The sequence below is a fragment of the Flintibacter faecis genome, assembly GCF_014287875.1.
Classification (GTDB): domain Bacteria; phylum Bacillota; class Clostridia; order Oscillospirales; family Oscillospiraceae; genus Lawsonibacter; species Lawsonibacter faecis_A.
Map to the genome: position 1 here is coordinate 118,333 of NZ_JACOPN010000006.1, position 22,083 is coordinate 140,415.

Sequence of the window (22,083 nt, forward strand, 5' to 3'; positions counted from 1 at the left end):
GCCTGTTTTCAAATTCAGCTCAGACTTTCAGCTCGGTGGCCTGTTCGTCCAGGGCATCGGCGTACTGCGCCAGCACAGGGGCCACTTCCTCGTCCAGGAACTCCTCCACCTGCTGGGGGCAGCGGCCGATATAGCGGCTGGGCTCCAGATGGGCGGTAAGCTCCTCCCGGGTCATGCCGAAGGCGGGGTCGGCGGCGATGAGGTCGATGAGGTTGTTGGGCAGACCCAGGTCCTTCACGTTCTTGCCCGCCTCGATGGAGTGGAGCCGGATGCGCTCGTGGAGCTCCTGGCGGTTGCCACCCCGCTTCACCGCATCCATCATGATGTTCTCGCTGGCCATGAAGGGCAGCTCCTCCAGCACATGCTTCTCGATGACCTTGGGGTGGACCACCAGGCCGGAGGCCACGTTCTGATAGATGTTCAGGATGGCATCCACGGCCAGGAAGGCCTCGGGGATCGAGATGCGCTTATTGGCGGAGTCGTCCAGGGTGCGCTCGAACCACTGGGTGGCGGTGGTGATGGCGGGGTTGGCCGCGTCCACCATCACATAGCGGGCCAGGGAGCAGATGCGCTCGCACCGCATGGGGTTACGCTTATAGGGCATGGCGGAGGACCCGATCTGGTTCTTCTCAAAGGGCTCCTCCACCTCCTTCAGGTGGCACAGCAGGCGCATGTCGGTGGCGAACTTGCTGGCGGACTGGGCAATGCCGGACAGGGTGGACAGCACATTGGCATCCATCTTCCGGGAATAGGTCTGGCCGCTGACGGGGACCACGCTGTCAAAGCCCATCTCCTTGGCGATCTTCCGCTCCAGCTCCTTCACCTTCTCGTGGTCGCCCTCGAACAGCTCCAGGAAGGAGGCCTGGGTGCCGGTGGTGCCCTTGGAGCCCAGCAGCTTCAGGGTGGAGATGCGGTAGTCCACCTCCTGCAGGTCCATGAGCAGCTCGTTCATCCACAGGGTGGCCCGCTTGCCCACGGTGACCAGCTGGGCAGCCTGGAAGTGGGTAAAGCCCAGAGTTGGCATGGCCTTATACGCCCGGGCGAATTTGGCCAGGCAGTTGATGACCCGCACCAGCTTGTGCCGCACCAGCTCCAGGCCCTCCCGCATGAGGATCACGTCGGTGTTGTCGCCCACATAGCAGCTGGTGGCCCCCAGGTGGATGATGGGCATGGCCTTGGGACACAGCTCGCCATAGGTGTGGACATGGGCCATCACATCGTGGCGCAGCTTTTTCTCCCACTGGGCGGCCTTGGCATAGTCGATGTCGGTGAGATGGGCCTCCAGCTCATCCACCTGCTCCTGGGTCACGGGCAGACCCAGCTCCATCTCTGCCCGGGCAAGAGCCACCCACAGCCGCCGCCAGGTGGAAAATTTCTTGTCCGGGGAGAACAGATACAGCATCTCGTCGCTGGCATAGCGGGAGGAAAGGGGGCTCTCATAAGTATTGGTAGGCATAGTCTCGACCTCTTTTTGTCCGATTTTCGCAGGGCTCTCCCCTGCGTCCGCCCCGCGCCGCGGCGCAAAAGGGCTCGTTTTTCCTATTATATCGTATTTATTTTCCGAATACCACTGTTTCCAAAAAGTTTTCAGAAAAATTCATAAGTCTGAAAACAGCACAGCCGTTAAGGGGGGCTGCTCACGGCGCTTTCCCTTAACGGCTGTCGGCTTAGATTCGGTTTAAATTACACGGCCTTGCCCTGGAGGAACATCTCCAGGCGGTCCAGGCCGGCCTTGATGTTGTCCATGGAGGCGGCATAGGACCAGCGGATGAAGTTGGGGGCACCGAAGCCGCCGCCGGGGACCACGGCCACCTTGCCATACTTCAGGAACAGGCTGGCAAAGTCGTCGTCAGAGTGGATGACCTGGCCAAAGAGCTCCTTACCCACGACCTTCTCCACGTTCATCATCACGTAGAAGGCACCCTCGGGCTTGATGCAGCTGATGCCCTCGATCTGGTTCATGCGCCGGACCATATAGTCCCGGCGCTCCTCAAAGGCCTGGCGCATGGTCTCCACCTGGTCCTGGGGGGCGGTGAGGGCGGCCAGGGCGGCCTTCTGAGAGATGGCGCTGGGGCTGCCGGTGCAGTGGCCCAGATAGTTGCCGACGACCTTGGTGATGTTGGCAGGGGCGGCGATATAGCCGATCCGCCAGCCGGTCATGGCATAGGACTTGGACACGCCGTTGATGAGCAGAGTGCGGGCCTTGATGTCCTCCCCCAGGGCGGCCAGGCTGGTGAACTGCTCGTTGTCATAGGTCAGGCTGTAGTAAATTTCATCGGACAGGACATACAGGTCGTTGTCCACACACACCTTGGCGATGGCCTCCAGCTCCTTGCGGCTGTACATCATGCCGGTGGGGTTGCAGGGGTTGTTCAGGATCATGCACTTGGTTTTGGGGGTGATGGCGGCGGAGAGCTTCTCGGGGGTGATCTTAAATTGCTCAGCCTCGGTGGTGTCGATGACCACGGGCACGCCGCCCACCATGCGGATGAGCTCGATATAGCTGACCCAATAGGGGGCGGGGAGGATCACCTCGTCCCCGGGGTTGACCAGAGCCCGCAGGGCCACATAGACGCAGGTCTTCGCGCCGTTGGATACGGCGATCTCCTTGAAGTCATAGTCCAGCCCGCAGTCGGCCTTCAGCCGCTGGCAGATGGCCTTGCGCAGCTCCACGGTGCCCACACTGGGGGTATAGCGGGTGTCGTTGTTCTGAATGGCCTGGATACCGGCCTCCTTAATGTGGTCGGGGGTGGGGAAATCGGGCTCGCCCGCGCCGAAGCCGATGACATCCTGGCCCTCCGCCTTCATCTGCTTGAACATGGCATCAATGGCCATGGTGCTGGAGGGCTGGATGGCAAGTGCGAACTCAGACAAAGATTTCATAAAAGATTCCTCCCGTCGGGCGAGCCGGCTTCTCCCGGTCTCTGCTCCTATCTCACTCCTGAAAGGCATCCAGTCCCGGCATCGGGCCTTCTCCTCAGCGGCCCGTTTTCGGGAAAACCCGGACGGTTTCATTTCCTCTCAGGGATCGTTTGCATGGGATATTATACCCACGGACTTGCAAAAATGCAATGGGTTTTTTCATTCTTATGGCAAAAATGAATTTTGCAGCCGAAGAGGTTTCAGAATTCGTCATTTTTCACGATGACACCCCCCTGCTACGCTCTCCCAAGGTTTTGTGAGATTTTTCCGCTGAAAAAATCCGGCCTGATTTTGAGACAGATGCTGAAAAAACAAGGTGCGGACCGGGGGCATTCTGCCTCGGTCCGCACCTTGTTATAAAAGGGAAAAGAAGATTTTTGCAAGTTGTATGGGGTCAAATTTTCTCCCGGATGAGCTGGCCCATCCTCTGGGTGCCGATGACCTGCTGGCCGGGGGCGGCGATGTCAGCGGTGCGCCAGCCCTCGTTGAGCACGGCATCCACCGCGTCCTCAATGGCCTTGGCCTCCCGGGGCAGCTGGAAGGAATAGCGGAACATCATGGCCACAGACAGGATGGTGGCCACGGGGTTGGCCTTGTCCTGGCCGGCGATGTCGGGGGCAGAGCCATGGATGGGCTCATACAGGCCGGGGGCGGTGTCGCCGATGGAGGCGGAGGGCAGCAGGCCGATGGAGCCGGTGATCATAGATGCCTCGTCAGACAGGATGTCGCCGAACATGTTCTCGGTGACCACCACATCGAACTGGCCGGGGTCCCGGACCAGCTGCATGGCGGCGTTGTCCACCAGCACATCCTCATAGGCCACGTCAGAATACTCCTTGGCCAGGCGGTGCATCACCTCCCGCCACAGGCGGGAGGACTCCAGCACGTTGGCCTTGTCCACGCTGGCGACCTTTTTGCCGCGCATCCGGGCCAGCTCAAAGGCACGGCGGCCAATGCGCTCGATCTCCATCTCGGAATAGGCCATGCGGTCGGCGGCCTCAATGCCCCGGTCGGCGGTCTCATACCGCTCCCGCTTGCCGAAGTACACGCCGCCGGTGAGCTCCCGGACGATCATCAGGTCGATGCCCTTCTCGGCGGTCTCTTTCTTCAGGGGGCAGGCCCCGGCCATGGCGGGGCGCAGGGCGGCGGGGCGCAGGTTCGCGTACAGGCCCAAGTCCTTGCGGATGGACAGCAGGGCGGTCTCGGGCCGCTGGTCAGGGTCGCTGGAGTGGCCCCACTTGGGACCGCCCACCGCGCCCAGCAGCACCGCATCGCAGGCCCTGCACTTCTCCGCCGTGCCGTCGGGATAGGACTTGCCCACCGCGTCGATGGCACAGCCGCCCATCATCACGTCTGTAAATTCAAAGCTGTGGCCGAACTTGGCACCCACGGTCTCCATGACCTTGACCGCCTCGCCCACCACCTCGGGGCCGATGCCGTCGCCCCGGATCAGCGCGATCTTATAGTTCATTTTGCCACACCTCTCGCTTTCAACGAATTCAGTAGGCCGCCGCTCTGGATGATGCCGTTGATAAAGGCGGGGAAGGGGGCGGCCTGATAGGTCTTGCCGGTGGTCTTGTCGGTGATCACGCCGCTGTCAAAGTCCACGTCCACCTGGTCCCCGGCCTGAATCTCTTCGGCGGCCTGGGGGCACTCCACGATGGGAAAGCCGATGTTGATGGAGTTGCGGTAGAAGATGCGGGCGAAGGAGGGGGCGATGACGCACTTCACGCCGCAGGACTTGATGGCCAGAGGGGCGTGCTCCCGGCTGGAACCGCAGCCGAAGTTGGGGCCGGCCACGATGATGTCCCCCTCCTCCACGGTGGAGGCGAAGTCGGGGTCGATGTCCTCCATGCAGTGGGAGGCCAGGGCCGCCGGGGAGGGATCGTTGAGATGACGGGCGGGAATGATGACATCGGTGTCAACATTGGCCCCATATTTATAAACCTTCATATAAAGTTTCAGTCCTTTCCTATGTCTCCGGTCCAACGGGCCAAATCAAATCACAGCTTCCGGGGGTCGGCCACGCAGCCGGCGATGGCGGAGGCGGCGGCCACGTCGGGGCTGGCCAGGATGACCTCGGAGGTCACATGGCCCATGCGGCCCACAAAGTTCCGGTTGGTGGTGGAGACGGTGCGCTCCCCCTCGGCCATCACGCCCATGTGGCCGCCCAGGCAGGGGCCGCAGGTGGGGGTGGACACGGCGGCGCCGGCCTGGATAAAGGTCTGGATCAGCCCCTCGGCCATGGCCTGGAGCACGATGTCCTGGGTGGCGGGGATGACGATGCAGCGCACGTTATCAGCCACCTTTTTGCCCTTCATCACGGCGGCGGCGGCCCGCAGGTCGCTGATGCGGCCATTGGTGCAGGAGCCGATGACCACCTGGTTGATGGGCAGCCCGGCCACCTCGCTGACCACTTTCGTATTCTCGGGCAGGTGGGGCATGGCCACGGTTGGCTCCAGGGTGTTCAGGTCGATGACCACCTCGCTGTCATACACAGCGTCGGGGTCGGCGGCAAAGGCCTCGCAGGGGCGGTTCACCCGGCCATTGATATACTCCATGGTCTTCTCGTCCACGGGGAAGATGCCGTTCTTGCCGCCGGCCTCAATGGCCATGTTGGCGATGGTGAACCGGTCGTCCATGGACAGGGAGGCGACCCCCTCCCCGGCAAACTCCAGGGACTTGTACAGGGCCCCGTCCACGCCGATGGCCCCGATGAGGTGCAGGATCACGTCCTTGCCGGACACATGGGGCTGCAGCTTGCCCTTCAGGGTCACTTTGATGGCGGAGGGCACCTTGAACCACAGCAGACCGGTGGCCATGCCGGCGGCCATGTCGGTGGAGCCCACGCCGGTGGAGAACGCACCCAGGGCACCATAGGTACAGGTGTGGGAGTCGGCACCCACGATGACCTCGCCGGGGGCGCAAAGGCCCTTCTCGGGCAGCAGGGCGTGCTCCACGCCCATGTGGCCCACGTCGAAGAAGTTGGTGATGTTGTGCTTGTGGGCAAAGTTCCGGGCCTTCAGGCACAGCTCGGCGGACTTGATATCCTTGCAGGGGGTGTAGTGGTCCAGAACGATGGAGATCTTATCCCGATCAAACACCTGGGTAAAGCCGGCCTTCTCAAACTCGGTGATGGCGACGGGGGTGGTGATGTCGTTGCCCAGCACCATGTCCAGCTTGGCCTCGATGAGCTGTCCGGCCTCCACCCGGTTCAGCCCGGCGGCCTTGGCCAGGATCTTCTGCGTCATGGTCATTCCCATTGAAAACTCCTCCTCAGTGCGCATTGCTTTGTAACTGCCCTATAGTATGACAGGGTGCTTGCCAAAAAAATGTAAAGCATGTTATAATTGAAGAAAATTCTTTGGGAGGCTTTTCTATGGACCGACAGACCTTGGGCGAGATGGACCTGCCCGCCCACATCTGGGAGCCCTTTGCCCAGAGCCGGGCGGCCATCCGCTGCTCCCCCGGCTTTCTTATCTACCTCCAGGGGACGGAGGCCACCTGCTTCTATTATTTAAAGGAGGGCCGGGTAAAGAGCTTCATCCAGTCGGAGACCGGAGGCGAGCGGGTGCTGAACATCTACCGGGCGGGCAGCCTGTTCGGCGAGGCATCTTTTTTGGACGAGCTGCCCCGGGTGTCCTCCGCCGTGTCCCTCACTCCCTGCCAGCTGGTACCCATCGACCGGGAGCTGGTCACCCAGGCCATCAGCCGGGACCCGGAGTTGGCCCTGGCCATGATGAAATATCTGGCCCGCACCGTGCGTCTGCTCTCCCATCAGGTGGATCAGATGGCCTTCCGCCCCGCCCAGTGGCGGGTGGCCCGCTATCTCCTCTCTCTGGCCGATGGGGACGACTGTCTCCAGTGCAGTCAGGACGACATCGCCGATTCCGTCTCCGTCAGCCGCGTCACCGTCAGCCGCATTTTAAACGACCTGTCCCGCCGGGGCCTGGTGGAACTGGGCTACCGCCGCATCCAGATCCTGAACCGCCCGGGGCTGGAGGGGCTGTGCCGGGAGGAGTGAACTTCCGGCCTCAGCACTAAAACACACACGACTTGATGAAAAGGAGGCCCTTATGAAAAGAACACGTTTCCATCGCTCTCTTGCGTTCAGCGCCGCCCTCGCCTGTCTCCTCTGCTTCGCCGCCTGCGGCGGTCAGAACACCGCCAGTTCTTCCCCAGCCGCCCCCTTGGAGTACACGGTCAGCTGTCAGAACAACCGCGGCGACTCCAATCCCTTTGACATCCACTCCAACGGAACCGTATCCCTCAGCTTCACCAACAACGGCCTGGAGGATGTCTTTATCACCGTACACAAGCAGGGCCTTCTCAATCGCTGGGGCGGAGCAGTATCCGTCAACGGATGTGACAGCTTCTCTGTCCCGGTAGGCCAGAGCGTCCAAATTGACACCGACGGCAGCGCCTGGTCCAAGGGCACCTATCGTTTCCAGGCATCCAACGATACCGGAACGGACTTTGACTACGCCTGTACCCTGCAGGAGCTGGACTATATCCCATGAGCTGAACAGGCTATGATAAGCGCCCCCGGCTGGAACGAATCTGTTCCGCCGGGGGCGCTTCACCGTTTTTATGGGGCTCTCATAGGATGGGGCACGAAAATCAGGAGGTGTTCTTATGCCCATCATCTATCTCTCCCCCTCCACCCAGGAGAACAATTCGTTCGTCACCGGGGGCACGGAGGAGCAGTACATGAATCTGCTGGCCGACAAGCTGGTGCCCTATCTGGATGCCTCGGGCATCCGGTATGTACGCAACACGCCGGAGATGACGGCGGCCTCGTCCATTGCGGCCTCCAACGCCGGGCGGTATGACCTGCACCTGGCCCTGCACTCCAACGCCGCTCCGCCGGGCAGATACGGCTCGGCCCGGGGATCCCTGGTGTTCTACTATCCGGGCAGCGTCCAGGGGCAGCGGGCGGCGGAGCTCATCGCCGACGGACTGAAGGCCATCTATCCCCTGCCCAATCTGGTGCAGGCCCAGCCCACCACTGCCATCGGGGAGGTGCGGCGGGTCCGGGCCCCCTCCGTCTTTTTGGAGCTGGCCTTCCACGACAACACCTCTGATGCCGTCTGGATTCAAAACAATCTGGACGCAGTGGCCCGCAATCTGGCCCTGTCCCTCACAGAGTATTTCGGTATCCCCTTCTTCTCCACCCGGCAGGACCGCCCTGCGGTGGTGGACCTGTCCTGGGGGGTGCTGAACATCCGGGACCGGCCGAACATCGACGGGACGATCCTGGCCCAGGCCCCGGACGGGGCCCCGCTCACGGTATTCAACCAGTTTGACGGCTGGTATCTGGTGGAATACGGCGATGTCACAGGCTATGCCAGCGGGGATTTCGTCACTCTGGCTTGACGGAGGGCAGCCGCTCCACCACGCTCCGGGCCCGCTCCTTGGCGGCCAGATAGTCCAGATAGCTGGCCCGGATGCGCTTGAGCTCCCGCTGGCGGATGGGCACCGCGTCTCCGCTGGACAGGTGGAATGCCTGGTCAACGGAGAGTATCTCGTCCATGTTCACCAGAAAGCTCTGGTGGCAGCGAAGGAACCGCCGGTCCCCCAACTCCCCCTCCACGGTGTTCAGCGTCTTATAGACCACATGGGTCTGCCCGTCCCGGCAGTGGAGGATGCACTTGGCGTTTTGACTTTCCACAAACAAAATGTCCTGATAGGGCAGCTGGATCACGGCCGCGCGCCGGCGGATGGCATATCGCTCCTCCGGCCCCGTCTCCGGCAGAAACTTGTCCAGCACCGCCGCCACCGTCTGATAATCATAGGGCTTGAGCAGATAGGCTGCGGCGGACACCTCGTATCCCGCCACGGCGTAGGCATCGGTGGAGGAGATGAACACCAGCGGGCCCTGGTAATTCAGCTCCCGCAGGCGGCGGGCCACCTGGATCCCCAGCATGTCGTCCATCAGGTTGTCCAGAAAGACCAGGTCGTAATATCCCCCGTCCTCCATGTCGCGGACCAGACCCAGGCCGCCGTCATAGGCCGTCACCTGGATGGCCCGGCTCCTCTGGGCGGCATAGTGCCCCACCACATCCACCAGCAGCTCCCGGTCCAGCTGGCTGTCCTCACAAATTGCGATCCGCATAAAAACAGTCCTCTCCGTTTCTCTACTCTCGCTGTCTTCCGCTTACTTCTGTTTCAAGATACTATGACATCCTCATTTTACAGCTCTTGTTGTTATATAAATGAAATCGTCTGCTTCCTCAAACACACCTCTTTCGGATCTGTCAAATTCATCGGCATTTGTTTCATTTTCATCGGCAACATCCACAACGGCGGCACATGTGATATAGTAGCCCCATCAAACCCACATGAATCAGAAAGGGGCCCACATGTATGATCGAATATCGTTCCGTGCAGGAGCATCTCCACAGTCCCGACCTGGGCAATTACTGTGCCTATGGCATCTACGCCTATCAGGTGGAGCCGTCCAGCAGTAAGAATATCCTGGCGATCCACGATGTATTTCTCAACGCCGCCGATGCCATCTCCTTTGTTCATCGCTGCAACCAACTGGAGCTGAGTCCCGTCTCGCTCTATGATGTGATTCAGGATACCCTGGGCATCTAAGCGGGACCAAAGCCCACCTTTTCCATTTTTCCTGAGGTAATTGTTACAGATACTCGCATTATTTTCACTTTAGCGGCTAAATTATACCCCCTTCTCGCTGCCTTGTCAAACCATGTTTCCATTCCCCGGACCGTTTTGGAGCGATTCGGGGAATTTTTCTCTTCTGTCCGGTCCGGTTGGTTATCCGGCAGCATATCTGTCCAGAATATCCATACAATGGGATAACCGGAACAGAAAGGAGCCTGCCCCCATGATCCTGCCAGCCCACATCTCTTCCCGCCGCCCCCGTGACCGGGATGAGGCAGAGCGCCGGGCGCTCATGTCCTCTCTCTCCCGCACCCGTGCCCAGATCAACCAGGCCTACGGCAGCTTTAACCAGACCAGCGACGGGGATCTGATCGAATCCTATGTCTTCGAGATCAATGCCCTTCAAGCCCGGTACAACTATCTCCTCCGCCGCTTAAAGCAGCTGGAGGTCCAGCCGTGACCGCCCTCTCCTCCCCCGCCCTGTGGTGCGCCGTGGCTCTGGGTCTATGCGCCCTGTTGTGTCTGCGGGGGTTGATCGGGCGGCTGCTCCGCCTGGTACTGCGCTCCGGCGCAGGGCTGGTCCTGCTGGCCGCCCTGGCCCGGTTTGGCTCCGCCCTGGGGCTGGGCCTTGGGGTCAACCTGACCAACGCCCTGGTGCTGGGCCTGCTGGGTGCCCCCGGCTTTGCCCTGCTGTGCCTGCTGCACTGGGTCCTGGGACAGACAGCTTGATTTCATCACATGAAAAAGGCCCAAAGCGGTCTGTTTACACAGAGCGCTTTGGGCCTTCTTTTGGTTTTGGCAGATTTATGACGATCACGCGTCCTTGGGCGGGAACACGATGCCGCCCACGTTCACGTTGACGGAGGAGACCTCCAGCCCGGTCATGGACTCGATGGCGGCCTTTACGCCGTCCTGGATGGCCTTGCCCACCTGGGGGATGGTGTGTCCGTAGACGATGAGCACGGACAGCTCCACCTCCACCTTGTCCTCCTCGGTCTTGATCCGCACGCCCTTGGCCAGGTTCTTTTTACCCAGCAGCTCGGCGATGTCGCTGCCCAGGTTGGCGGCCAGACTGCTCACGCCGTCTGTCTCCAGCGCGGCGGCAGCGGCGATGCCGGCCAGAACTTCCTCAGAGATATGGATATTCCCCAGCTCGTCACAGCGGGAGACATATTCCTTGTTTTCACTCATGCTTGCCACACTCCTTGTGCGCCTGCTTGGCGGCGCAGTAATGGATATGGTTTATTTTAGCACACTTTTTTCCCGTTGACAACTGCGGCGGGCAAAAACTTTCCCGCTCCGCCGGGTTTACTTTCCGAAGGAGAACAGGCCCTTCTTCTCATAAGGTTCGGTGGACACAGACAGCACCTGATAGCCCGTGGCCTCCACTACCTTCTTCAACGCCTCCTGGTCCAGCTCCTCCGGGCTGATGACCACCGTCTCCCCCTTGCCGTGGGAGGAGGTCACCTTTTTCACCTTGGGGAACTCCTTCCGAACGGCGTCGTTCACATGGGCCTCGCACATGCCGCACATCATACCTTCTACCTTCATAGTCGTCTTAAACATGGTCATTTCCTCCTGATTTGTTGTGTATTTTTGTTCTTATCTCAACGCTTCACGTTCTTCACCTGGTAACCCTGGTCCTCCACGGCCCGCTTCACAGCCTGGTCGTCCACAGGGGCGTTCAGGGTAATGACAGCGGTGCCGGCCTTGTGGCTCACCTGGGCGGAAGTGATCTGAGGCAGGGCCTCCAGGGCGGTGCGCACCCGGTTTTCGCAGTGCTCACACATCATGCCCTTGATACGCAGGGTACAGGTCCGGTCGTCTTTTTCCCCGTCCCGGGCAGGCTGCTGAGCGGGGGCCTCCCTGCCATACAGCCTGCAGAAGTTCAGCCGCAGGGCGTTGGACACCACGCAGAAGCTGGACAGGCTCATGGCCGCCGCGCCGAACATGGGATTCAGGGTCAGTCCCAGGGGGACGAACACCCCCGCGGCCAGAGGGATACCGATGACATTATAGAGGAAGGCCCAGAACAGGTTCTCCCGGATGTTCCGCAGGGTGGACCGGCTGAGCCGGATGGCGGCGGGCACATCGGCCAGGGTGCTCTTCATCAGCACCACGTCTGCCGCGTCGATGGCCACGTCTGCCCCTGCGCCAATGGCGATGCCCACGTCCGCCCGGGTGAGAGCCGGGGCATCGTTCACCCCGTCGCCCACCATGGCCACCGGGCCCCGCTGCTGTAACTTACGGATGGTCTCCTCTTTCCCGCCGGGGAGCACCCCGGCAATGACCTCGTCCACCCCCGCCTGGGCCCCGATGGCCTGGGCGGTACGTTCATTATCTCCGGTGAGCATGACCACTTGGATACCCATCTCCCGCAGCTGAGCCACCGCCCGGGGGCTGTCCGGCTTGATGGTATCGGCCACGGCGATCATGCCCAGCAGGGCCCCATCCCTGGCAAAGAGCAGGGGGGTCTTGCCCGCCTGGGCCAGGGTATCCGCCTGCTGCCGGGTCTGGTCAGAGACCGTCGTCTGCTCGGACAGAAAGCGCAGGCTGCCGCCCACCAGGGTCTGGCCGCCCAGCTTGGCCGTCAGGCCGTTGCCGGGCAGGGCAGTGAAGTCCTCCGTCTCCGCCGGGGTACGACCCTCTGCCCGGCCTTTTTCCAGAATGGCCCGGGCCAGGGGGTGCTCGCTGCGGGCCTCCAGCGCCAGGGCAACATCCATCAGCGCTTCCTCCGTCACACCGGGAGCGGGCAGCAGGTCGGTCACCTGGGGCTGGCCGGAGGTGATGGTGCCCGTCTTGTCCAGGGCCACCACTTTGATTTTCCCCGCCTGCTCCAGAGAGACGGCAGTCTTGAACAGGATGCCGTTTCGGGCCCCCAGGCCGCTGCCCACCATGATGGCCACGGGGGTGGCCAGACCCAGGGCGCAGGGGCAGCTGATGACCAGCACCGAGATGCCCCGGGCCAGGGCAAAGCTGAAGCTCTGACCCAAAAACAGCCACACGGCGGTGGTAATGACGGCGATGGTGATGACCGTGGGCACGAACACCCCGGCCACCTTGTCGGCGAGCTTGGCGATGGGGGCCTTGGTGGCCGCCGCATTCCCCACCATCTGAATGATCTGGGACAGGGTGGTGTCCTCCCCCACCCGCAAGGCCCGGCAGCGGAGATAGCCGGACTGGTTGATGGTGGCGGCGGACACCTGGTCCCCGGGGGCCTTATCCGCAGGGATGCTCTCGCCGGTGAGGGCCGACTCGTTCACCGCGCTGGCCCCCTCCTCCACCACGCCGTCCACTGGGATGCTCTCCCCCGGCTTCACCACGAACAGGTCTCCGGCCTTCACCTGCTCCACAGGGACGGTGACCTCCTGCCCCGCCCGCAGCAGCACCGCCGTCTTGGGGGCCAGGCGCATCAGGCCCTTCAGGGCATCGGTGGTCTTGCCCTTGGACCGGGCCTCCAGCAGCTTGCCCACGGTGATCAGGGTGAGGATCATGGCGGCGGACTCGAAATAAAACTCGTCCATCAGCTCCATCACCCGGTCCATATTGCCGTGGAGCTGGGCGTCGGTCATAAGAAACAGGGCAGCCACGCTCCACACAAAGGCGGCGGTGGAGCCCAAAGCTACCAGGGTGTCCATGTTGGGGGCCCTGCGCCACAGGCTCTGATAGCCGCTGATGAAAAACCTCTGGTTGATGACCAGGATGATGCCCGCCAGCAGCAGCTGGACCAGGCCCATGGCCACGTGGTTCCCGTCGAACCAGCGGGGCAAGGGCCACCCCCACATCATGTGCCCCATGGAGAAGTACATCAGCGCCAGCAGAAAAACCACCGACGATGCCAGCCGCCTTTTGAGCCTGGGGGTCTCGTGGTCGGCCAGGGCCTCCTCCCGGGCGGCGGGAGAGGCGCTCTGTCCCGCTCCCTTCACGCTGGCCCCATAGCCCGCCGCCTGCACTGCGGCCACGATGGTCTCCGGCGCGGCCGTGCCCTCCACGCCCATGGAGTTGGTGAGCAGGCTCACTGAGCAGGCGGTGACACCGGGGACCTTACACACCGCCTTTTCCACCCGGGCCGAGCAGGCGGCGCAGCTCATCCCGGTCACGTTGTATTGTTCCATGCTACTCCTTCTTTTCTGTGGGTATCCCACCTGTCATTCCGAGGAGCGCAGCGACGTGGGAATCCGTAACCCCCGTCCTTGGGAAAACGGATCGCTGCGTCGGCCCTTTGGGCCTCCTCGCAATGACAGTGCGCTTTATCTCATCAGTTTCTGTATCGTCGTCACCAGCTCGTCGATCACCTCGTCCTTCCCCTCCCGGATGTCCCGCGCCACGCAGGTGCGGATGTGGCTGGCCAGCAGTTCCTTATTAAATGCGTTGATGGCGGCGTTGACCGCCGCCGACTGGATGAGAATGTCGTTGCAATAGGCATCCTGTTCCACCATGGCCTGAATGCCCCGGATCTGTCCCTCCAGCCGCTTTAAGCGGTTGACCAGCCTTTTCTTCTGCTCCTCTGCCCGCTGGGTGGTCTTCACCCCGCAGCAGCAGCCCTTTTTTTCTTCGCTCATATTCCCTCCAAATACCCCTGTCGGGTATCTGCATCGTATACCCCCCCAAGGTATTTGTCAAGGTGTTTTTTTAAGACTGTCTTAATTTTTCCTCTTTTCCGCCCCCGCTCCTTGCGTCGGCCGGAAAAAGGCGGTATACTGGTAATAACAAATGATAGAGAAAGGGCGCGACATTATGACATACGAACTGAAAGGCGGGGCCTTCCCCGTGGTGGTCTGCCAGCTGGCCGATGGAGAACAGATGGTGACGGAAAAGGGCTCTATGGTGTGGATGTCCCCTAACATGGAGATGAGCACCTCCGGCGGCGGCCTGGGCAAGATGTTCTCCAAAGTCTTCTCCGGCGAGAGTATGTTCCAGAATATCTACACCGCCCGCGGCGCTGGTATGATCACCTTTGGCTCCAGCTTCCCCGGGCGCATCCTGCCCCTGACCATCCAGCCCGGCCGGGAGGTCATCCTGCAGAAGGCGGCCTTTCTGGCCGCGGAGACCGGGGTGAACCTGTCCGTCCACTTTAATAAAAAAATGGGCACCGGCTTCTTCGGCGGCGAGGGCTTTATCATGCAGCGCCTGTCCGGCTCCGGCATGGCCTTTGCCGAGGTGGACGGCGAGCTGGTGGAGTATACCCTGGGTCCCGGCCAGCAGATGGTGGTGGACACGGGCAACGTGCTGGGTTTTGAGGGCGGCGTGTCCATCGACATCCAGCAGGTGAAGGGGCTGAAGAACAAGCTGCTGGGGGGCGAGGGCTTCTTCAACACCGTGCTCACCGGCCCGGGCAAGATCTGGCTGCAGACCATGCCCATCTCCGGCGTGGCCAGCGCCCTGATCCCCTACCTTCCTACCGGCGGCAACAGCTGAGTTCCTTTCGCAAGAAAAAGAACGTTTTCTTTCATTCCAGCACCCATCTCGCCCCCGTCCCCGCCTATCTTTCCGGCGGAGGCGGGGGTCTCCCATGTGGCAGGAGCGTCTAATCCGGTCTTTTGAAAAGAAAAAACGAAAGATTTTTTCGTCCGCTTTGACGCACACTCTGTTATCTTTTTCACAGTCCGACAAATATTAGACGCAGTATTTTCTGTCTTTTTCGGAAAAACAGCCCTGTTTTTGCGATAATTTACGCCATCTTTATTTGTTATTCTTTTCACATGCCAATCTGGAGCGGAAAAACTTTTTCGTTTTTCTGCTGCTCTCGTCTGTTTTTCAGACGGAAATTTGACAGCCGGGGTGTATTCTGCTGTCAGAAAGATAAAACGACCCGGCGCATGGCGCACCCGTTGTTTTTGGCCCACATAGAGTAACAAGAGAAGGAGGCTTCCGATATGAAACAGGAAGATGTCAGACGTCACGCTCAGAATTTGACCGAGTCTTTAAAGCTCAACCCCACCACTCAGACCGGCGACAGCGAGGTGGAAGCGGCTGTTTGCAAGATCATCGAGGCCATCCTCCCCCGTCTGGAGGGCGGTCAGGACAAGGAGCAGCTGCTCCAGAACCTGGGTCAGCTCACCGAGTGGATCGACAAGATGCCCCAGTCCCTCCATCCCGAGGGCCGCTGGAGCCGGGACGAGTTCAACGCCGTTCTCTCCGGCCCTGTGGAACAGCAGGACGAGAAGTTCGACGACTACATGGATGCGTTTTACGAGGAGTATCAGGGCACCGACGACCAGAAGATCAACGAGTTCTATGACCATCTCTTCCAGAACGAGCGCCAGGTCAGCGAGGTCAACTGGATCTCTCTGTGGGACTCCGTCCACACCTCCTATGAGAACTGGCTGGAGTCTGAAAAGCTGGAGGACGACTGGATCCGCGCCGAGCGGGCCGAGCAGCCCGACAACCAGCAGCTGGGTCAGTTCGCCGACTGGGTCAGCAACCTGCCCCAGTCCCTCCACCCCAAGGACCGCTGGAGCCGGGACGAGTTCCATGCTGTTCTGGCCGGCCCTGTGGAGCAGCACGATGCCAAGTTCGATGACTACATGAACGAGTTCTATGAGGAGTATAAGGACACCGACGACCAGAAGATCAACGAGTTCTATGACCGTCTGTTCCAGAACGAGCGCCAGATCAGCGATGTCAACTGGATCTCCCTGTGGGAGTCCGTGCGCACCTCCTATGAGAATTGGCTGGAATCTGAAAAGCTGGAGGACGATTGGATCCGCGCCGAGCGGGCCGCCAATGCTGCCAGCAAATCCTGACCCCCGATACCCTTCCTCATTCTAATACACTGCCCTTCCAACGACCAAGGCCCTCCCACCCGGGTGGGCCTTGGTCGTTGGCCTATAATACGTTCACCAGCGCGGCCTGCTCCATCTCAGCCAGCAGTTCCAGCTGGGCCAGCAGGTCGGCATTGGCAGCTGCGTATTGGTCCAGCTCCTCCAGCTTCAGATATTCCAGCGTGGCCCGAAAGGAGCGCAATATCTGGTCGGTATCCGAGTGGCGCAGCACGGCGTGGAGGTAAAAGTGGTGCCCGTTCCAGTTGTCATAGGACCCTTGGGTCAGCTTCGCCGCCTCCTCCCACCGGTCCGCCCGGGCCAGGTGTTGGGCCTGCTCCAGCGGCTTTGCGATGGCCTCGGTAAGCCTTTGAGCATACCAGGCGTTGCCCAGGCTGCACCCCAGCAGAACGATCAGCAGCGCCATAGCGGCGGCCAACTGCTTTCCCTCCGTCCCGCTCCCTTTCACGGCTCTCCCTCCTTTTCCACGATGTAGGGCGGATCACTGCCGTTGGACAGCAGCAGAAAGACGGTCTCTGTTCCGGCGCAGCCCGCCCCTTTTAATTGCTTGTTCAGCCAATTTCTGTCCCGGCCCAGAGCCCGCAGATTGCCCTCCAAAATCTCTCCGTCGCTCACCAGCACCCGGGGCGGGTCGGTCTCCGCCACAAAGAGGGCCATCTGCTGGGCAGTGGGCGGCTTTTGGGCGGCATAGGGCAGGACAGACAGCTGGCCGTTGGTCTCTAAAATGGCATAGCGGATGGCGGCGGGGTCGGCGTAGCCCTTGCACCGCAGCTCCTCCAGCAGCTCGTCCACTGTCAGCCGGTTCCGGCGCATCTCCCCCACGTCCAGCTTTCCATTGCGGATGACCATGCTGGGCCGCCCGCAGAGCAGGGCCCGCAGCCGCCGACTCTTCATAGTCCCCACGGACAGCACCATGGTCAGCGCCAGCAGGGTGAGGATGGGAGCCACCCCGGTGAGCAGGGGGATGCCATAGTCCTGCATGGGCACGGAGGCCAGGTCGGCGATGATAAGGGACAGCACCAGCTCCGAAGGCTCCAGCTCCCCCACCTGGCGCTTGCCCATCAGCCGTACTCCAGCGATGATGACGAGATAGAGGATGCCCGCCCGCACCACTCCGGTAAACATGGCCCCACCCCCCTTTGCAAAAGCCGGATGCCCGGGGCTGGTTTCCCGCTCCCGGCGTGTGTTTTCAGCATTCCCGCCTGAGGAAAAAATATTCCTTAAGTTTTCCCGGAAAAAGCGTGAAAAATATACAGAAAAAAATCCTCCCGGCATCTTGCAAAAAGCCCCGTTTTCCGATACAATAATTTGAAACCTTTTGTGTTGACATAGATGTGACCACAAAGAACTGGAACGGAAGGCGTGTGAGATATTGATGAAAGCGACCTTGATTCTGGCCAACGGGAGCATTTTCTCCGGGACCAGCATCGGCGGCACCTCCGACCGGGTGTGCGAGATGGTGTTCAACACCGCAATGACCGGCTATCAGGAGATCTTGACCGATCCCTCTTACGCGGGGCAGGGCATCGTGATGTCCTATCCCCTGATCGGCAATTATGGCGTGAATCACGAGGACAACGAGTCCGGCCGTCCCTGGGCGGAGGCCTTTGTCGTGCGGCATCTGTCCCCCCGGGGCAGCAATTTCCGCTGCGAGGGCACCCTGGACGACTATTTGAAGAAGCATGATATCACCGGCATCGAGGGCGTCGATACCCGGGCTTTAACGAAAATACTCCGCAGTCAGGGGAGCATGAATGGCATGGTCACCTGTGCGGAGCATTTTAATGTTGCGGAAGCACTGGATAAAATTCGCACCTTCCGGGTGGAGGGCACCGTGGCCCGGGTCTCCCGCAAACAGCCCGAGGACTGCCCCGCCTATGGCGAGGAAAAGTACCGGGTGGCCATGATGGACTTCGGCGTGAAGCAGAACATGATCGAGTGTCTGCGCCGCCGTGGCTGCCACGTCACCGTGTTCCCCGCCTTCACCCCCGCCGAGACGGTGCTGGCCGGTCATTTCGACGGCGTGATGCTGTCCAACGGCCCCGGCGACCCCGCCGACAACGTGGCCATCATCTCCGAGGTGAAGAAGCTGTATGACAGCAGCGTGCCCATGTTCGCTGTCTGCCTGGGCCACCAGATCCTGGCCCTGGCCACCGGAGCCAAGACGGGCCGCCTGGACTACGGTCACCGGGGCGGCAACCACCCCGTCCGGGACATTGAGGCCGGCCGGGTGTTCATCACCAGCCAGAACCACGGCTATATGGTCCTGTCCGACAGCGTGGACCCCAGCGTGGCCACCGTCTCCCATGTGAATGTGAACGACGGCACCTGCGAGGGCCTGCGCTACCAGCGCCCCAACTGCTTTACCACCCAGTTCCACCCCGAGGCCAGCCCCGGCCCCCAGGACACGGAATATCTGTTTGACCGCTTTATCGCGTCTATGGGAGGTGACCAGTAATGCCTAAGAATCCGAATATCAAAAAGGTCCTGGTCCTGGGCTCCGGCCCCATCGTCATCGGCCAGGCCGCCGAGTTTGACTACGCCGGTACCCAGGCCTGCCGCGCCCTGAAGGAAGAGGGCATCGAGGTGGTCCTGGTCAACTCCAACCCCGCCACCATCATGACGGACAAGGACATCGCCGACCATGTGTATATCGAGCCGCTGAACATCCCCTCTGTGACCCAGGTCATCGAGATGGAGCGGCCTGACTCCATCCTGCCCACCCTGGGCGGCCAGACCGGCCTGAACCTGGCCATGGCCCTCCACGAGAACGGTACTCTGGCCAAATACGGCGTAAAGCTGCTGGGCACCAGCCCCGAGTCCATCCGTAAGGCCGAGGACCGCCAAGGCTTTAAGGACTGCATGGAGGAGATCGGCCAGCCCTGCGTCACCTCCAAGGTGGTGGAGAGCGTAGAGGATGCCGTGGACTTTGCCAATGAGATCGGCTATCCCGTCATCGTCCGTCCCGCCTACACCCTGGGCGGCACCGGCGGCGGCATCGCCTATGACGAGCTGTCCCTGCGGGAGATCTCCGACCGGGGCATCAACCTGTCCCGTGTGGGTCAGGTGCTTATCGAGCGCTGCATCGCCGGCTGGAAGGAGATCGAGTTCGAGGTCATGCGCGACTCCGCCGGCAACGTCATCCAGGTCTGCTCCATGGAGAACATCGACCCCGTGGGTGTCCACACCGGCGACTCCATCGTGGTGGCCCCCACCCAGACTCTGGCCAACAAAGAGTTCCAGATGCTGCGCAGCGCCGCTTTGAACATTATCTCCGCCCTGGAGATCGAGGGCGGCTGTAACTGTCAGTTCGCCCTGAACCCCGACTCCTATGAGTATGCGGTCATCGAGGTCAACCCCCGTGTGTCCCGCTCCTCCGCCCTGGCCTCTAAGGCCACCGGCTATCCCATCGCCAAGGTGGCCGCCAAGATCGCCCTGGGCTATACCCTGGACGAGATCCCCAACGCTGTCACCGGCAAGACCACCGCCTGCTTCGAGCCCACCCTGGACTACTGCGTGCTGAAGATCCCCCGCCTGCCCTTCGACAAGTTCACCACCGCCAGCCGCACCCTGGGCACCCAGATGAAGGCCACCGGCGAGGTCATGGCCATCGCCAACTCCTTCGAGGGCGCACTGATGAAGGCCATCCGCTCTCTGGAGCTGAACGTCCGGGCCCTGAAGCTGGACAAGCTGGAGGGCCTGTACACCGACGAGATCGAGGATATGCTCATCAACGTCACCGACGAGCGCCTGTTCGTGGTGGCCGAGGCCCTGCGCCGGGGCTTCTCCCCCCAGAAGATCAACCACATCACCAAGATGGACATCTGGTTCCTGGACGGCTTCAAGCGCATCATCGATATGGAGGAGGAGCTGAAGCAGTGCAAGGGTACCCCCGATGCCGACCTGCTGAAACGGGCCAAGGAGATGTGCTTTGCCGACAGCTATATCGGCGCTCTGTGCGGCATGAAGCAGGCCGAGGTAAAGACCCTGCGTGAGAAGTACGGCATCATCCCCTCCTTCAAGATGGTGGATACCTGCGCTGCAGAGTTCGATGCCGAGACCCCCTATTACTACTCCACCTACGACGGGGAGAACGAGGCCGTTCAGGCCGACTCCGGCAAGCGGAAGGTCCTGGTCCTGGGCTCCGGCCCCATCCGCATCGGCCAGGGCATCGAGTTTGACTATTGCTCCGTCCACTCCGTGTGGGCCCTGAAGCGCCTGGGCTGTGAGACCATCATCGTCAACAACAACCCCGAGACCGTGTCCACCGACTTCGACGTGGCCGATAAGCTGTATTTCGAGCCGCTGACCGCCGAGGACGTGCAGAACATCGTGGAGCAGGAGAAGCCCTGGGGTGCCGTGGTCCAGTTCGGCGGCCAGACGGCCATCAAGCTGGCCAAGGCTCTCACCGAGATGGGCGTGCAGATCCTGGGCACCTCCTCTGACGGCGTGGATGCCGCCGAGGACCGGGAGCGCTTCGACGAAATTCTCCAGAAGTGCGGCATCCCCCGAGCCAAGGGGCGCACCATCTTCACTGTGGAGGAGGCACTGGCCGCCGCCCACGAGCTGGGCTATCCCGTGCTGGTCCGTCCCTCCTACGTGCTGGGCGGCCAGGGGATGGAGATCGCCTACTCCGACCGGAACATCGAGGAGTTCATGCGCATCATCAACTTGACCGTGCAGGAGCACCCCATCCTCATCGACAAATATCTCATGGGCCGGGAGCTGGAAGTGGACGGCGTGTTCGACGGCGAGGACATCCTGATCCCCGGCATTATGGAGCATGTGGAGCGGGCCGGTGTCCACTCCGGCGACTCCATCGCCGTCTATCCTCCCCTGCACCTGGAGCAGAAGCACCGGGACCTGATCCTGCAGCACACCCGGAACATGGCCAAGCACCTGGGCGTCATCGGCCTGATCAACGCCCAGTATATCCTCTATAACGACGACATCTATGTCATCGAGGTCAACCCCCGCTCCTCCCGCACCATCCCCTATATCTCCAAGGTCACCGGCGTGCCCATCATCGACCTGGCGACGAAAGTCATGCTGGGTCAGAAGCTGAAAGACCTGGACTACGGCACCGGCATCTATAAGGAGGCCAACTACTATGCCGTCAAGGCCCCCGTCTTCTCCTTCGAGAAGCTCACTGACGTGGACACCGGCCTTGGCCCCGAGATGAAATCCACCGGCGAGGTGCTGGGCATTGCCGAGACCTTCTCCCAGGCCCTGCTGAAGGCTTTTAAGGGCTCCGGCCTGCGTGCCCCCAAACGGGGCGGCCGCATCATCCTCACCGTGAAGGACGAGGACAAGCGGGAGATCGTCTCCATCGCCCGGGGCTTTGAGGAGATGGGCATCGAGCTCTTCGCCACCTCCGGCACCTGCGATGCCCTGAACGAGGCGGGCGTGGAGTGCAAGCGGGTCAACCGTGTGTCCCAGTCCCACCCCAACATTCTGGATATGATCGCCTCCGGCACGGTGGACCTGATCATCAACACCCCCACCAAGGGCCGCAAGCACGACACCGACGGCTTCCGCATCCGCCGCTCCGCCGTGGAGCACGGCGTGGGCTGCGTCACCGCCATCGACACCGCCCGTGCCCTGCTCACCGTCCGGCAGCAGAGCCGCTCCGAGGACCTGGAGCCCATCGACATCACCAAGATCTAAAGATCCAACCAAAAAAACTCCCCGGCGCTTGTCAAAAAGCGCCGGGGAGCTTGAAGCACCCGGAACCTTTTGTCTCTCTCCCCGT

23 protein-coding genes are annotated in these 22,083 nt (G+C 61.4%); 10 read left to right on the plus strand and 13 right to left on the minus strand.

Translation table 11 applies throughout. From position 1 onward, the window contains the following. Positions 1 to 19: 19 nt before the first annotated feature. The 5 genes from purB to leuC all read right to left on the minus strand — a co-directional run bounded on the left by purB (position 20) and on the right by leuC (position 6,185). Entirely contained in the window at positions 20 to 1,456 is a 1,437-nt protein-coding gene (purB, locus tag H8S55_RS09615; RefSeq protein WP_186878794.1) for an adenylosuccinate lyase, read from the minus strand. Positions 1,457 to 1,683: 227 nt separating this feature from the next. Further along, entirely contained in the window at positions 1,684 to 2,883 is a 1,200-nt protein-coding gene (locus H8S55_RS09620) for a pyridoxal phosphate-dependent aminotransferase (RefSeq protein WP_186878795.1), read from the minus strand. A 433-nt stretch (positions 2,884 to 3,316) separates the two neighbouring features. Then, positions 3,317 to 4,393: a 3-isopropylmalate dehydrogenase gene (leuB, locus tag H8S55_RS09625; protein WP_186878796.1), complete on the minus strand. Its 1,077-nt coding sequence runs from the start codon at positions 4,391 to 4,393 to the stop codon at positions 3,317 to 3,319. Continuing rightward, positions 4,390 to 4,875, minus strand: a complete 486-nt coding sequence (locus H8S55_RS09630; protein WP_147563192.1) for a 3-isopropylmalate dehydratase small subunit — start codon at positions 4,873 to 4,875, stop codon at positions 4,390 to 4,392. Before H8S55_RS09630 ends, leuB begins: the two co-directional genes overlap by 4 nt. 50 nt (positions 4,876 to 4,925) lie before the next feature. Next, a complete protein-coding gene (gene leuC, locus H8S55_RS09635) occupies positions 4,926 to 6,185 on the minus strand; it encodes a 3-isopropylmalate dehydratase large subunit (protein WP_147563193.1) in 1,260 nt (419 codons plus the stop codon). Positions 6,186 to 6,301: 116 nt separating this feature from the next. Between leuC and H8S55_RS09640 the strand changes: the two genes are divergently transcribed. From H8S55_RS09640 to H8S55_RS09650, 3 genes are all read left to right on the plus strand, one after another. Continuing rightward, positions 6,302 to 6,946, plus strand: a complete 645-nt coding sequence (locus tag H8S55_RS09640; RefSeq protein WP_243200548.1) for a Crp/Fnr family transcriptional regulator — start codon at positions 6,302 to 6,304, stop codon at positions 6,944 to 6,946. A gap of 52 nt (positions 6,947 to 6,998) precedes the next feature. Continuing rightward, positions 6,999 to 7,442: a hypothetical protein gene (locus H8S55_RS09645; protein WP_186878797.1), complete on the plus strand. Its 444-nt coding sequence runs from the start codon at positions 6,999 to 7,001 to the stop codon at positions 7,440 to 7,442. 115 nt (positions 7,443 to 7,557) lie between these two features. Then, on the plus strand, positions 7,558 to 8,298 hold the full coding sequence (locus H8S55_RS09650) for an N-acetylmuramoyl-L-alanine amidase (RefSeq protein ID WP_186878798.1): 741 nt from the start codon (positions 7,558 to 7,560) through the stop codon (positions 8,296 to 8,298). On the opposite strand, the gene H8S55_RS09655 is transcribed toward H8S55_RS09650, so the two are convergent. Then, positions 8,285 to 9,037: a LytR/AlgR family response regulator transcription factor gene (locus tag H8S55_RS09655; RefSeq protein WP_186878799.1), complete on the minus strand. Its 753-nt coding sequence runs from the start codon at positions 9,035 to 9,037 to the stop codon at positions 8,285 to 8,287. The two genes, H8S55_RS09650 and H8S55_RS09655, sit on opposite strands and share 14 nt — an antisense overlap. A gap of 251 nt (positions 9,038 to 9,288) precedes the next feature. Here H8S55_RS09655 and H8S55_RS09660 point away from each other — a divergent pair, with 251 nt between their 5' ends. The 3 genes from H8S55_RS09660 to H8S55_RS09670 all read left to right on the plus strand — a co-directional run bounded on the left by H8S55_RS09660 (position 9,289) and on the right by H8S55_RS09670 (position 10,278). Further along, complete coding sequence (locus H8S55_RS09660; protein ID WP_186878800.1) at positions 9,289 to 9,522, plus strand: DUF6514 family protein; 234 nt, start codon at positions 9,289 to 9,291, stop codon at positions 9,520 to 9,522. 250 nt (positions 9,523 to 9,772) lie between these two features. After that, entirely contained in the window at positions 9,773 to 10,009 is a 237-nt protein-coding gene (locus H8S55_RS09665) for a DUF2508 family protein (protein ID WP_186878801.1), read from the plus strand. Further along, the gene (locus H8S55_RS09670) at positions 10,006 to 10,278 is read left to right on the plus strand and encodes a pro-sigmaK processing inhibitor BofA family protein (RefSeq protein WP_366467768.1); all 273 of its coding nucleotides are present in this window, start codon (positions 10,006 to 10,008) and stop codon (positions 10,276 to 10,278) included. Before H8S55_RS09665 ends, H8S55_RS09670 begins: the two co-directional genes overlap by 4 nt. Positions 10,279 to 10,362: 84 nt before the next feature. Here the strand turns inward: H8S55_RS09670 and H8S55_RS09675 are convergent, their stop codons facing one another. The 4 genes from H8S55_RS09675 to H8S55_RS09690 all read right to left on the minus strand — a co-directional run bounded on the left by H8S55_RS09675 (position 10,363) and on the right by H8S55_RS09690 (position 14,111). Beyond that, positions 10,363 to 10,740, minus strand: a complete 378-nt coding sequence (locus H8S55_RS09675; protein ID WP_147563200.1) for an Asp23/Gls24 family envelope stress response protein — start codon at positions 10,738 to 10,740, stop codon at positions 10,363 to 10,365. Between the two features lie 117 nt (positions 10,741 to 10,857). Beyond that, the gene (locus tag H8S55_RS09680) at positions 10,858 to 11,115 is read right to left on the minus strand and encodes a heavy-metal-associated domain-containing protein (protein WP_147563201.1); all 258 of its coding nucleotides are present in this window, start codon (positions 11,113 to 11,115) and stop codon (positions 10,858 to 10,860) included. A gap of 41 nt (positions 11,116 to 11,156) precedes the next feature. Beyond that, the gene (locus H8S55_RS09685) at positions 11,157 to 13,664 is read right to left on the minus strand and encodes a heavy metal translocating P-type ATPase (protein ID WP_186878802.1); all 2,508 of its coding nucleotides are present in this window, start codon (positions 13,662 to 13,664) and stop codon (positions 11,157 to 11,159) included. Positions 13,665 to 13,799: 135 nt separating this feature from the next. Next, the gene (locus tag H8S55_RS09690; RefSeq protein WP_147563203.1) at positions 13,800 to 14,111 is read right to left on the minus strand and encodes a metal-sensing transcriptional repressor; all 312 of its coding nucleotides are present in this window, start codon (positions 14,109 to 14,111) and stop codon (positions 13,800 to 13,802) included. Positions 14,112 to 14,286: 175 nt separating this feature from the next. Here H8S55_RS09690 and H8S55_RS09695 point away from each other — a divergent pair, with 175 nt between their 5' ends. Next, a complete protein-coding gene (locus H8S55_RS09695; RefSeq protein ID WP_186878803.1) occupies positions 14,287 to 14,967 on the plus strand; it encodes a TIGR00266 family protein in 681 nt (226 codons plus the stop codon). On the opposite strand, the gene H8S55_RS09700 is transcribed toward H8S55_RS09695, so the two are convergent. Then, entirely contained in the window at positions 14,940 to 15,407 is a 468-nt protein-coding gene (locus H8S55_RS09700; protein WP_186878804.1) for a hypothetical protein, read from the minus strand. The genes H8S55_RS09695 and H8S55_RS09700 overlap by 28 nt on opposite strands. An 18-nt stretch (positions 15,408 to 15,425) precedes the next feature. Here H8S55_RS09700 and H8S55_RS09705 point away from each other — a divergent pair, with 18 nt between their 5' ends. Next, positions 15,426 to 16,295, plus strand: a complete 870-nt coding sequence (locus H8S55_RS09705; protein WP_186878805.1) for a hypothetical protein — start codon at positions 15,426 to 15,428, stop codon at positions 16,293 to 16,295. Positions 16,296 to 16,377: 82 nt separating this feature from the next. On the opposite strand, the gene H8S55_RS09710 is transcribed toward H8S55_RS09705, so the two are convergent. After that, a complete protein-coding gene (locus H8S55_RS09710) occupies positions 16,378 to 16,779 on the minus strand; it encodes a DUF4363 family protein (RefSeq protein WP_186878806.1) in 402 nt (133 codons plus the stop codon). Beyond that, entirely contained in the window at positions 16,776 to 17,456 is a 681-nt protein-coding gene (locus H8S55_RS09715; protein ID WP_186878807.1) for a DUF421 domain-containing protein, read from the minus strand. The genes H8S55_RS09710 and H8S55_RS09715 overlap by 4 nt, the downstream gene beginning before the upstream one ends. 250 nt (positions 17,457 to 17,706) lie before the next feature. Here H8S55_RS09715 and H8S55_RS09720 point away from each other — a divergent pair, with 250 nt between their 5' ends. Continuing rightward, positions 17,707 to 18,789 (plus strand): carbamoyl phosphate synthase small subunit, encoded by a 1,083-nt coding sequence (locus H8S55_RS09720; RefSeq protein WP_186878808.1) that lies wholly within the window; start codon positions 17,707 to 17,709, stop codon positions 18,787 to 18,789. Continuing rightward, the gene (gene carB, locus H8S55_RS09725; RefSeq protein WP_186878809.1) at positions 18,789 to 21,998 is read left to right on the plus strand and encodes a carbamoyl-phosphate synthase large subunit; all 3,210 of its coding nucleotides are present in this window, start codon (positions 18,789 to 18,791) and stop codon (positions 21,996 to 21,998) included. The genes H8S55_RS09720 and carB overlap by 1 nt, the downstream gene beginning before the upstream one ends. Positions 21,999 to 22,083: the final 85 nt, after the last annotated feature.